Origin of the sequence: Bacillus sp. FSL K6-2865 (assembly GCF_040311405.1) — a bacterium.
In the GTDB taxonomy this organism is placed as follows: Bacteria; Bacillota; Bacilli; order Bacillales; family Bacillaceae; genus Bacillus; species Bacillus velezensis.
Genome location: NZ_CP152036.1, coordinates 2,418,632 through 2,430,250, shown reverse-complemented (window position 1 = coordinate 2,430,250; position 11,619 = coordinate 2,418,632). Strand labels below are relative to the sequence as shown.

Genomic DNA, 11,619 nt, shown 5'->3' with positions numbered 1-11,619 from the left:
TAAGGACAGCTCAAAAGAAGCTGTCCTTTTCACCCATATGCGGATCAGAAAGAGGGAATGAGCATTGTTCTTACATGGCACAAGCAGACAAAACAAACTAGGTCATTTGGAAATCGGAGGTGTGGACGCGCTGTATTTAGCGGAGCATTACGGCACGCCTCTTTATGTTTACGATGTGGCTTTAATACGTGAGCGCGCTAAAAGCTTTAAACAGGCATTCATTGACGCGGATTTAAAGGCGCAGGTCGCGTACGCGAGCAAGGCGTTTTCTTCCGTTGCGATGATACAGCTCGCTGAGCAGGAGGGGCTCTCATTGGACGTTGTATCCGGCGGAGAGCTGTTTACGGCGGTTGCGGCTGGTTTTCCGGCTGACAGGATTCATTTTCACGGCAATAACAAAAGCGAAGAAGAGTTGAAAATGGCGCTCGATCATCAAATCGGCTGCATTGTCGTTGATAATTTTTATGAAATATCCTTACTCGCGGAACTGTGCCGCAAATCAGGGCGCACAATGGATGTGCTTCTGCGGATCACTCCGGGGGTAGAGGCGCATACGCATGATTATATTACGACGGGACAGGAAGATTCCAAATTCGGTTTTGATCTGCATAACGGGCAAATAGAAAAGGCGATTGAACAAGTATTACAGTCAGACCATATCCGCCTTCTCGGCGTTCACTGCCACATCGGATCGCAAATTTTTGATACGGCGGGCTTTGTGCTGGCCGCAGAAAAAATCTTCACAAAACTGAATGAATGGAGAGAATCATTCGGCTTTGTCTCTGAAGTGCTGAATTTAGGGGGCGGCTTTGGCATCCGCTACACGGAGGAGGATGAACCCCTTCATCCCGCCGTTTATGTGGAAAAAATTATCGAAGCGGTAAAAGAAAACGCAGCGCTGCACGCTTTTGACATTCCGGAGATCTGGATTGAACCGGGACGCTCGCTCGTCGGAGACGCCGGAACGACGCTTTATACCATCGGTTCGCAAAAAGAAGTGCCCGGCACCCGTAAATATGCAGCGGTTGACGGGGGCATGAGCGATAATATCCGTCCTGCCCTGTATCAGGCGAAATATGAAGCCGTATCGGCAAACAGAATCGGAGAACACCACGATAAAACGGTATCCATCGCGGGTAAGTGCTGTGAAAGCGGTGATATGCTCATTTGGGATATAGATCTTCCGGAAGTGAAAGAAGGCGATCTTCTCGCCGTTTTCTGCACGGGAGCATACGGATACAGCATGGCTAACAACTACAACCGCATTCCGCGTCCCGCCGTCGTTTTTGTGGAAGACGGCGAAGCGCATCTTGTCATTAAAAGGGAAACTTATGAAGACATTGTAAAACTGGATCTGCCGTTTAAGACGGGGGTCAAACAATAAATAAAAAAGAGACCGGAACAATGGCGTCCGGTCTCTTTTTGCATTCAGCTGTTAGAACTTGATCCGCTGTCTCCTGTAAATACAGACACGATCGCATTCCAAATCGAAGCGAAGAAATCAATGACTTTTTGAACAAAGCTTTTGCCTTCATCGGATTGAATGAACTTCGTGATTTTGTCTTTTGCCTTGTCAAGCTGGCTGCCGACTTGGCCCCAATCAATCTTGGCATTTTTCATTTTATTAAACAATGAAACGAGCTGGTCTTTTTGAGCGTCAGTCAGTGTAATGTTGAGGTTTGAAGCCGCATCATCGACCTTTTTCTCGATTCCTTCTTTTGTATCGGGCACACCGTTTTTCGCGAAATCATCTTTAATGTTTGCGATGAGCGCGGAGGCGTTTTTATCCCCGATTTTATCCCCGAGATTTGAAGTGGTGACAAGCTCTTGGTTGGCGACCTGTTTTACATCTTCTGAAATCGCTTTGTCTGATGAGACTTCATATGCCTTGATGATTCCCGTTAATGCTGCGGTGCCTGATACCTCAAACGGCGCCGTCACGTATACTTTCGCATCTTTCACTCCTGCTGTCATCAGGGCGTTTAAGTACATTTCATCCGTGATGGAATCGATATTATGGGTCTTAACGTCAAGCCCGGACCCTTTCTTTGCCACCGTGATGGATGATGAAGAGATGGCTCTTGTGCCGATTTGGGCATTCGATATATATTTTCCCAGATATTCATGTTCTTCTTTATTCGTAACCGTCACTTTTGTCGCGTTATCAGGGACATTTAATTCGTCAAGCACTTTCTGACGGTTTTCGTTTGACAGATCCGCCCCCAGTGTGACGATGACATCTCCGACTGCGGCATCGGCCAGGCTGATTTTCGGTATTGTGCACAATACAACGGCCGCCGCCAGCAATCCAATCCACATTTTTTTCAAAGCGGTTAACCTCCTTCTTTTCACAAAAGCCGTTTTGAAGCGGTTTGTGAGGGCCTGCGTGAAGCAGTTCCGATACATAGACGGCTGTGAAGCTGTTCTGGTTTCATTTTCTTTCTGTGGAAGCGGGGAGATTCGTTTTCCGGCTGAAGGTATGGTATAATAGCCGCGAAAAGAAGAGCAGAGGCCTCTTCCTTCAAAAGAATATCAAAAAGAAAGCCGGCTTACAATTGAAATTCATATTGAAGAAGGCTTTGACAAAAAACAATACGGAAGTAGGAATGAGAATGAAAACTGGTTACATCGAAATGGAAAACGGCAGCAGAATTGAATTTGAACTTTATCCGAATGAAGCGCCTAATACAGTCGCTAACTTTGAAAACCTGGCGAATACGGGCTTTTATGACGGCGTTATTTTCCACCGCGTGATTCCGGGCTTTGTCAGCCAAGGCGGAGATCCGACTGGGACAGGCATGGGCGGAAGCGGAAAAACGATCAAATGTGAAACAGAAGGCAATCCGCATAAGCACGAAGCCGGTTCTTTATCAATGGCGCATGCCGGTAAAGACACGGGTTCAAGCCAATTCTTCATCGTACATGAGCCGCAGCCGCATTTAAACGGCGTTCATACTGTATTCGGAAAAGTGACAAGCGGTTTAGAGCATGCGAAAAACATGTCTAACGGAGACAAAATGAAAGAAATCCGTGTAGAAGGATAATGACGGAAAACCCGCCTTTTTCAGGCGGGTTTTTTTATGTATATGAAAATTCTCATGTGTAAATCATGAAAAAATACATATATGAACATCAGTGATCATTCTGGTATAGTGAAAAAGACCGATTACAACAATGAAAAGAGGTAGAAACGTTGGTTCAATTGGCAACCGTTTTATTTGTCATTATCATTCTCGCACTTATGATTTGGTTCAGGGTGAAAAAGGGAAACAGGCCGATTAAAGGCGGCGGCTTCGGCATCATTCTCCCGCTTTTGATTATCGCCGTCATTTTTACATTCAGCATCAGCCAGCTCATGAATATCCCGGGAAAGCCGTTTCATTTTCCCGCTCTTTGGGAGCTCGCCATCGCCGGACTGTTAGGCGCGGCATTCGGCGTCATCATGCTGTCGCAAACCGCCTATGAAATCCGGGAAGACGGCTTTGTCTACTCCAAGCGGAATAAAAACTTTAAATATGTCATTATCGCGATTATTGCGATCCGTATCGTGCTCAGCCAATATTTCAAAAACATTGACGCGGCGGAATTCGCCGTTTTAACGATGGAACTTGCTTTTGTGTATTTGTGCATTTGGCGGATCGGAAGCTTCGTGAAATACCGTAAAATCAGCAAATCCGGCTTATAAAATGAAAAAAATGGATGAGGTGCGGGGCTTATTTGCCCTCTGTGCAGGGATTCATGGTAAAATAAAAACGACCATGGCTAATGGGAGGAAATCACTTGAAATCAGAAAAAGAAAAAACTTCTAAAAAAAGCGCCGTACTTGATTGGGCGAAAGCCATTATCATCGCTGTCGTTCTGGCACTGCTCATCCGAAACTTTTTATTTGCCCCTTATCTCGTTGATGGAAGATCAATGGATCCGACGCTGCATGACCGCGAGAGAATCTTTGTCAATATGACGGTCAAATACATAAGCGACTTCAAACGCGGCCAGATCGTCGTTCTGAACGGAGAAAACGAGCACTATGTCAAACGGATTATCGGACTTCCCGGCGACACGGTGCAAATGAAAAACGATCAGCTGTACATCAACGGCAAAAAAGTGTCCGAACCGTATTTAGCGGCAAACAAGCACAAGGCGAAGCAAGACGGCTATGACCGGCTGACAGAAGACTTCGGCCCGGTGAAGGTGCCGGACGACAAATATTTCGTCATGGGTGATAACCGCAGAGAATCTATGGACAGCCGCAACGGCCTCGGTCTTTTTACGAAAAAACAAATAGCGGGCACATCAAAATTCGTCTTCTTCCCGTTTAACGAAATTCGCAAGACGAAATAAACCGTACAGGCAGTTTTCTTCATGAGGAAAACTGCTTTTTTTATATAAATTTATCTTTCCACCCTCAAAAACAGAACATAAATTCGTATATCTATTTAATAGATAGAAAGTTTTACAGATACATGAAACATCTTCCCTTTATGAAACGTTATATGAATAACTCACGCAGGGAAGAACGGTTTTCTATTCATGAAAAAAAGGAATATGACATAGTAATGAATAGATTGATACGGGCTGGAGGTAGAAAAATGGGAAGAATTAAAACAAAAGCAGCCATTTTACTTGTACTGCTGCTGTTATTAGCGGGCGGTTATATGGTCATAAACGATATTGAACTGAAAGACGTGCCGACTGCAATCGGACAAACCCTGTCCCAGGAAAAAGAAGAATATACAGTCAAAACATATAAAATTACGAAAATCGAAGGAACTGAGTACCACGGTACGGCAGAAAACGGCACAAAAATTATTTTTAACGGCGACAAGCTGAAGCAGGATCTCTCCGATGTGAAAAAGGGAGATAAGATTAAAGCGTATTTCAGCAAATCAAACCGGATTGACGGCTTATTGAAGGTCGTCAAAGTGAACGAATAAATAAAGGCGCCTTTTATGAGAAAAGGGCGCTTTTTATTTTTCTGAATAATTAGGTGCAAATTCATTGCGCCTGCCGCAAAGGATGTTATAATAGCGGATAAGGACAAAAAAATATTGATTGTATCCTTCGGGGCTGGGTGAAAATCCCGACCGGCGGTAATAAGGCGTTTTGCGCTTTACAGCCCGTGACCCGTATGCATCTGTATACGGTGGATTCAGTGAAAAGCTGAAGCCGACAGTGAAAGTCTGGATGGGAGAAGGATGAGAGAAGCTATGCAAAAAATAAACTTACTGTATAGTCTTATTTCCTATGGATTAAAACTGGCAAAGCCCCGAACTGTGTAAACATTCGGGGCTTTTTTGACGCCAAATTGCGTGGAAGAAGGGAGGGATAACGATGGAAGAATATTATATGAATACGGCAATAGAACTTGCCAGACGCGGTGAAGGACAGACACAGTCCAATCCTCTTGTCGGCGCTGTCGTCGTCAAAAACGGACAGATCGTCGGAATGGGCGCCCATTTGCAATACGGAGAAGCCCATGCAGAAGTGCACGCGATCAATATGGCAGGCAGTCACGCAAAAGGCGCAGATATGTATGTGACGCTGGAGCCTTGCAGCCATTACGGAAAAACACCGCCATGCGCCGAACTGATAATAAAGTCGGGGATAAAAAGGGTGTTTATCGCTGTGAAAGATCCGAATCCGCTTGTAGCCGGAAAAGGCATCGGAATGCTGGAAGCAGCGGGCATCGAAGTGAACACCGGACTTCTCAGGCAGCAGGCAGAAGAGCTGAATAAAATGTTTCTTCACTTCATGCGGACCGGACTTCCGTATGTCACCTTGAAAGCGGCCGCGAGCCTTGACGGGAAAACAGCGACTGAAACCGGTGACAGCAAATGGATTACATCAGAGGCGGCAAGGCTTGATGCCCAGCAATACAGGAAATCGCATCAAAGCATTCTTGTCGGAGCAGGCACAGTCAAAGCCGATAATCCGAGCCTGACCTGCAGGCTTCCTGATGCGGTGAAGCAGCCGGTCAGAGTGATTCTCGATACAAAGCTGACCATTCCTGAAACGGCAAATGTGCTCACTGACGGCGCTGCGCCGACATGGATATTTACGGCCAAAGGTGCAGACGTGCAAAAGAAAGACCGGCTGACCGCCCTCGGAATAAAAGTTATTCCGCTGGAAACAGACCGCATTCACGTCCCTGAGGTGCTCGGTATTCTCGCTGAAAACGGCATAATGTCCGTTTATGTGGAAGGCGGAGCATCCGTACACGGAAGTTTTGTCAAGGAAGGCTGTTTCCAAGAGCTTCATTTCTATTTCGCCCCTAAATTAATCGGAGGAACGCTTGCTCCCAGCTTGATCTCCGGTGAAGGTTTTCAATCAATGAAAGATGTCCCCCATTTACAATTCACACAAATCACCCAAATCGGGCCGGATATAAAACTGACGGCCATACCTAAAGATGGAAAGGATGGTGACGATGTTTACAGGAATCGTTGAAGAAACAGGCACGATCCAAGCAATCAAAAAGACAGGCCTTTCCATGGCATTAACCATCGCCGCTTCAAAAGTGACAAGTGACGTGAAGCTTGGCGACAGCATTGCGGTAAACGGCATCTGCCTGACCGTAACCGGATTTTCTGACAATCAATTTACGGTTGATGTCATGCCGGAAACAGTGAAAGCCACTTCGCTGAACGGCTTGTCAAAAGGCAGTAAAGTAAACCTGGAAAGAGCGATGTCCGCCAACGGACGGTTCGGCGGCCACTTTGTATCAGGGCACGTGGACGGAACGGCGGAAATTACGCGGATCGAGAAAAAAAGCAACGCGGTCTATTACGATTTAAAACTTTCGCCGGAATTGACAAAAACGCTCGTATTGAAAGGTTCAATTACGGTAGACGGCGTGAGCCTGACGATTTTTGGTTTATCAGACGAAAGCGTGACGGTATCCATCATTCCGCATACCATCTCAGAAACGATTTTTCAGACGAAAACAGTCGGATCGATCGTAAATATTGAGTGTGACATGATCGGCAAATACTTATACCGCTTTTTGCACAAAACAGAACAAACGAAAAGCAATCAAACTATCACGGAAGCCTTTTTAAGCGAGAACGGCTTTTAGAAAGGAAGATCGATATGTTTCATCCGATAGAAGAGGCGTTAGAGGCGCTGAAAAAAGGTGAAGTCATCATTGTTGTCGATGATGAAGACAGAGAAAACGAAGGAGATTTCGTAGCGCTGGCTGAGCATGCCACGCCGGAAGTGGTGAATTTTATGGCGACCCATGGGAGAGGCCTGATCTGCACGCCGCTGTCTGAAGACATCGCCGGCCGGCTGGATCTTCACCCGATGGTCGATCATAATACGGACTCACATGAGACCGCGTTTACGGTCAGTATTGACCACAGGCTGACAAAAACGGGCATCAGCGCGCAGGAACGATCCTTTACCATTCAGGCGCTGTTGAACGAAGAATCTGTGTCTGACGATTTTCAGCGTCCGGGCCACATTTTCCCCTTAATCGCAAAAAAAGGAGGCGTCCTGAAGCGGGCCGGCCATACGGAAGCAGCCGTTGACCTTGCAAAAGCCTGCGGATCTCAGGGAGCGGGCGTCATTTGTGAAATTATGAATGAAGACGGCACTATGGCCAGAGTGCCGGAGTTAGCCGAAATCGCCGAACGCCACCAGCTGAAAATGATTACGATAAAAGACTTAATAGAGTACCGTTACAACATTACGACCCTTGTGAACAGAGAAGTTGATATTACGCTGCCGACTGACTTCGGCACGTTTAGAGTTTACGGATATACAAACGAGGTTGACGGAAAAGAACATCTCGCCTTTGTCATGGGGGATGTCCCGTTTAACAGCGAACCCGTTCTTGTCAGAGTGCACTCAGAATGCCTGACGGGCGATGTGTTTGCATCCCATCGCTGTGATTGCGGACCTCAGCTTCATGCCGCGCTTGCGCAAATTGCTGAAGAAGGCCGCGGCGTTCTATTGTATTTGCGCCAGGAAGGCAGAGGGATCGGTTTAATCAATAAGCTGAAGGCGTACCGATTGCAGGAACAAGGGTATGACACGGTTGAAGCGAACGAAGCGCTCGGCTTTCTGCCTGATCTGCGCAACTACGGCATCGGCGCCCAGATTCTCCGCGACTTAGGGGTTCAGCATATGAAACTTTTAACCAATAACCCCCGGAAAATCGCCGGCCTCGAAGGATACGGTCTCAGCATTTCAGAACGGGTGCCGCTTCAAATGGAAGCGAGTGAGCATAACAAGCAATATTTACAGACCAAAATGAAAAAACTTGGACATCTGCTTCATTTCTAAAAACAAATCTCACAAAAAAGGATGGATAACATATGAATATCATACAAGGAAACCTAGTAGGAACAGGACTTAAAATCGGAATCGTCGTCGGCAGATTTAATGAATTTATTACGAGCAAGCTGTTAAGCGGAGCGGAAGACACGTTGCTTCGCCACGGTGTAGAATCAAACGACATTGACGTCGCTTGGGTGCCGGGAGCGTTTGAAATCCCGTTTGCGGCAAAGAAAATGGCGGAAACGAAAAAATACGATGCCGTCATTACGCTCGGCACGGTTATCAGAGGAGCGACAACGCATTATGACTATGTGTGCAATGAATCGGCAAAAGGCATTGCCCAGGCGGGAACGGCGACGGGCGTCCCGGTTATCTTCGGCATCGTGACGACTGAAACCATTGAGCAGGCCATCGAACGAGCCGGAACAAAAGCCGGAAATAAGGGAGCGGATTGCGCAGTATCTGCCATTGAAATGGCAAATTTAAACCGTTCATTTGAATAATTTGTTGAAAAGCGTTTAAAACAGCGGCGAAAATGATATAATGTGAGGAAACGGATCGCCTTTATGTATCCGTTTGATAGGACATGAATGGACATTTTGGATATAGAGGGGTTTTTATGTTAATTCGTTATAAAAAATCGTTTGAAAAGATTGCGATGGGTCTTCTGTCATTTATGCCGAATGAAAAAGATCTCAAGCAGCTTCAGCAGACAATAAAGGACTATGAAACGGATACTGGCCGCCAGCTCTTTCTTTGGAAAGAGGATGAAGATATCGTCGGAGCGATCGGAGTCGAAAAAAAGGACTCAGAAGTTGAAATCCGGCATATCAGCGTGAATCCTTCTCACCGCCATCAAGGAATCGGAAAGCAAATGATGGACGCCTTAAAACGTCTGTTCAAAACGGAGGCACTCGTTCCGAATGAATTAACGCAAAGCTTTTTTGAACGCTGTCAACATCAAAAAGATCAGGATATCTCATATAATAACTGACAAATGCTCCCGGAATCTTCACGGTTTCGGGAGCTGTTTTGATATAGAAAAAGCAGGGCTGACCGTCAGCCTCTGCTTTTTTTTCTTCTCTCAAATTCCCGTTCGCGTTCCTTAATGACAGCCGTCCTGTCCCGCAGGCGGTGTTTATGAATAAGAAAGGTATCTGATACGCCGTCTTGCCCCCATGTATAGCCCTTTCGGCGGCATTCGGCAAGACATGCTTCTTTCAGGGCTTCATCTGTAATCGGCAGCATAACACTTCTGTAAGGCAGGCCCGCTTCTATATCGTCTGACAGCGTTTCTATCAGCTCAATCAGCTTCGGATGGCTGAGACCGAGAGAACAGACCGCCTGCTTTTCAGACCGGAGAATACGTAAGCTGTTGGCAATCAGCCGTTTCGCCCCGGCTTCATTTCCCCTGCGCTGGTGATACAGAGCGACGGCAAGCTGAATCAGGCCGACCCAATGAACGCTCCGCTTTTCAGCCGGGCTTTCTTTCCAATATTCCTCTAACAGTTCATGACACTCAAAATAATCTCTTGATGCGTGAAATTCGGCCAAAAAGCCGATATAAGCTTTAGGATACAAGCCGCTTCCTCCTTTTATGCTAAAACCAGTGTACCACAGCGCTATGAAAAGGAAAAAAGAGCGGCTTGGTGTCTGAAGCCTGAGGAACTAGCAGATGTAAGATGCTCCTACGACAACGAGCAAAATAAACAGAACGACAATTAATGCAAAACCTCCGCCGAAACAAGCTCCGCTCATGTGAAATCAGCCTCCCTTTGTTTCAAGTTTACACGGCTATCATATGTGCATCCGCCTTTAAAGGTATAGGCGTATATCTTCTTTTTCAGTATTTTCTAAATAACGGATGACGTGTATAAAAGTATTGGACGAGAGCATTTCGGTGGATTATACTAAAGGGTAGCCAGTTTTTCCGGCAATGAGAGTGATATTGAAAATGGTGAGATAATGGTAGAATATCAAGTGAAAATTGATACGTTTGAAGGCCCATTGGACCTGCTGCTTCATCTGATTAACCGTCTTGAAATCGACATATACGACATACCCGTGGCAACCATTACTGAACAATATTTATTATATGTACATACAATGCAAGAGCTTGAACTTGATGTCGCCAGTGAATATCTGGTCATGGCGGCGACGCTTCTCAGCATTAAAAGCAGAATGCTGCTTCCGAAACAAGAGGAAGAGCTGTTTGAAGACGAAATGCTTGAAGAAGAAGACCCTCGGGACGAGCTGATTGAAAAGCTGATTGAGTATAGAAAGTATAAAACCGCTGCGAAGGATTTAAAAGAGCGGGAAGAAGAAAGACAAAAGTCATTTACAAAGCCGCCGAGTGATTTAAGTGAGTATGCAAAAGAAATCAAACAGACGGAGCAGAAACTGTCGGTGACCGTTTATGACATGATCGGCGCGTTTCAAAAGGTGCTTCAGCGTAAAAAAATCACGCGGCCGAAAGAAACGACCATTACAAGGCAGGAAATACCGATTGAAGACAGAATGAACGAAATCGTAAAAAGCTTAAAAACGGCGGGGAGAAGAATAAACTTCACGGAGCTTTTTCCTTCTCGGCAAAAGGACCATCTCGTCGTGACGTTTTTAGCAGTCCTGGAACTGATGAAAAATCAGCAGATTATCATTGAACAGGAAGAAAACTTTTCAGATATATACATTACGGGGAGTGAATCCATTCATGGCGCTTGATATCGTGAATTGGAAAGCGATTGTGGAAGCCCTGCTATATGCGGCGGGTGATGAAGGGCTGACCAAAAAGCAATTGGTGACGGTGCTTGAAATAGAAGAAGCGGAACTGGCCGGAATCATGGAAGAAGTGGCCGCTCAGTACGAGGAAGACGACAGAGGCATCGAGCTTACCGAATATGCGGATACGTATATGCTTGGAACGAAAAAAGAATTCGTGCCTTATTTGAAAAAACTAATCGAAGTGCCGTCAAAAGGGCTGTCACAGGCTTCTTTGGAAGTACTGGCGATCGTTTCGTACAAGCAGCCGATCACACGGGCGGAAATTGAAGATATCCGGGGCGTGAAGTCTGAGCGGATTCTGCACAGCCTCGTGTCAAAAGCGCTGCTGTGTGAGGTGGGCCGCGCCGACGGTCCCGGCCGGGCGATTTTATACGGCACGACACCGGTATTTCTTGAACAATTCGGCTTAAAAACATTGGAGGAGCTCCCGCCGCTTCCTGAAAATGCGGAGGAAGACGTTCTCCAGGAGGAAGCCGATTTATTCTTTGAAAACTTCAACCAAACTTTTGAGGATATTAAATAATAATCGTTTTTCATCATACGATAGTAGGGAAAGGC

At 46.1% G+C, this 11,619-nt stretch carries 15 protein-coding genes and 1 riboswitch; of the genes, 12 read left to right on the top strand and 3 right to left on the bottom strand.

Annotated features, from left to right (window positions below; genetic code table 11):
• Nucleotides 1-64 precede the first annotated feature (64 nt).
• On the top strand, nt 65-1,384 hold the full coding sequence (lysA, locus tag NYE42_RS11985; protein WP_352426485.1) for a diaminopimelate decarboxylase: 1,320 nt from the start codon (nt 65-67) through the stop codon (nt 1,382-1,384).
• A gap of 44 nt (nt 1,385-1,428) precedes the next feature.
• Here lysA and NYE42_RS11980 read toward each other — a convergent pair whose 3' ends face one another.
• Nucleotides 1,429-2,328: a DUF1002 domain-containing protein gene (locus tag NYE42_RS11980; RefSeq protein WP_014418285.1), complete on the bottom strand. Its 900-nt coding sequence runs from the start codon at nt 2,326-2,328 to the stop codon at nt 1,429-1,431.
• A gap of 284 nt (nt 2,329-2,612) precedes the next feature.
• On the opposite strand from NYE42_RS11980, the gene NYE42_RS11975 reads away from it, so the two are divergent.
• The 9 genes from NYE42_RS11975 to ribT all read left to right on the top strand — a co-directional run bounded on the left by NYE42_RS11975 (nt 2,613) and on the right by ribT (nt 9,274).
• On the top strand, nt 2,613-3,044 hold the full coding sequence (locus NYE42_RS11975; protein WP_003153363.1) for a peptidylprolyl isomerase: 432 nt from the start codon (nt 2,613-2,615) through the stop codon (nt 3,042-3,044).
• A gap of 149 nt (nt 3,045-3,193) precedes the next feature.
• Nucleotides 3,194-3,685: a CcdC protein domain-containing protein gene (locus NYE42_RS11970; protein ID WP_042635316.1), complete on the top strand. Its 492-nt coding sequence runs from the start codon at nt 3,194-3,196 to the stop codon at nt 3,683-3,685.
• 80 nt (nt 3,686-3,765) lie between these two features.
• Entirely contained in the window at nt 3,766-4,341 is a 576-nt protein-coding gene (lepB, locus tag NYE42_RS11965) for a signal peptidase I (RefSeq protein WP_032861567.1), read from the top strand.
• Between the two features lie 248 nt (nt 4,342-4,589).
• Complete coding sequence (locus NYE42_RS11960) at nt 4,590-4,934, top strand: hypothetical protein (RefSeq protein WP_007409423.1); 345 nt, start codon at nt 4,590-4,592, stop codon at nt 4,932-4,934.
• Nucleotides 4,935-5,053: 119 nt separating this feature from the next.
• Nucleotides 5,054-5,200, top strand: a riboswitch (FMN riboswitch).
• Nucleotides 5,201-5,331: 131 nt separating this feature from the next.
• Nucleotides 5,332-6,447: a bifunctional diaminohydroxyphosphoribosylaminopyrimidine deaminase/5-amino-6-(5-phosphoribosylamino)uracil reductase RibD gene (ribD, locus tag NYE42_RS11955; protein ID WP_042635315.1), complete on the top strand. Its 1,116-nt coding sequence runs from the start codon at nt 5,332-5,334 to the stop codon at nt 6,445-6,447.
• Nucleotides 6,428-7,075 (top strand): riboflavin synthase, encoded by a 648-nt coding sequence (gene ribE / locus NYE42_RS11950; protein ID WP_015417743.1) that lies wholly within the window; start codon nt 6,428-6,430, stop codon nt 7,073-7,075. The genes ribD and ribE (NYE42_RS11950) overlap by 20 nt, the downstream gene beginning before the upstream one ends.
• A 14-nt stretch (nt 7,076-7,089) precedes the next feature.
• Nucleotides 7,090-8,286 (top strand): bifunctional 3,4-dihydroxy-2-butanone-4-phosphate synthase/GTP cyclohydrolase II, encoded by a 1,197-nt coding sequence (locus tag NYE42_RS11945; protein ID WP_003153371.1) that lies wholly within the window; start codon nt 7,090-7,092, stop codon nt 8,284-8,286.
• Between the two features lie 32 nt (nt 8,287-8,318).
• On the top strand, nt 8,319-8,783 hold the full coding sequence (gene ribE / locus NYE42_RS11940; protein ID WP_352426484.1) for a 6,7-dimethyl-8-ribityllumazine synthase: 465 nt from the start codon (nt 8,319-8,321) through the stop codon (nt 8,781-8,783).
• 116 nt (nt 8,784-8,899) lie between these two features.
• The gene (ribT, locus tag NYE42_RS11935) at nt 8,900-9,274 is read left to right on the top strand and encodes a GNAT family N-acetyltransferase RibT (protein WP_003153373.1); all 375 of its coding nucleotides are present in this window, start codon (nt 8,900-8,902) and stop codon (nt 9,272-9,274) included.
• A gap of 65 nt (nt 9,275-9,339) precedes the next feature.
• Here ribT and NYE42_RS11930 read toward each other — a convergent pair whose 3' ends face one another.
• A complete protein-coding gene (locus NYE42_RS11930; protein WP_327942244.1) occupies nt 9,340-9,861 on the bottom strand; it encodes a DUF309 domain-containing protein in 522 nt (173 codons plus the stop codon).
• Nucleotides 9,862-9,948: 87 nt separating this feature from the next.
• On the bottom strand, nt 9,949-10,038 hold the full coding sequence (locus NYE42_RS11925; RefSeq protein ID WP_003153376.1) for a YjcZ family sporulation protein: 90 nt from the start codon (nt 10,036-10,038) through the stop codon (nt 9,949-9,951).
• Between the two features lie 207 nt (nt 10,039-10,245).
• On the opposite strand from NYE42_RS11925, the gene NYE42_RS11920 reads away from it, so the two are divergent.
• Together NYE42_RS11920 and scpB are read left to right on the top strand one after the other, a co-directional pair.
• A complete protein-coding gene (locus NYE42_RS11920) occupies nt 10,246-11,001 on the top strand; it encodes a segregation/condensation protein A (RefSeq protein WP_007409427.1) in 756 nt (251 codons plus the stop codon).
• Nucleotides 10,991-11,584 carry an SMC-Scp complex subunit ScpB gene (gene scpB / locus NYE42_RS11915; protein ID WP_144664582.1) on the top strand — a complete coding sequence of 198 codons (594 nt, stop codon included), beginning with the start codon at nt 10,991-10,993 and terminating at the stop codon, nt 11,582-11,584. Before NYE42_RS11920 ends, scpB begins: the two co-directional genes overlap by 11 nt.
• Nucleotides 11,585-11,619 lie beyond the last annotated feature (35 nt).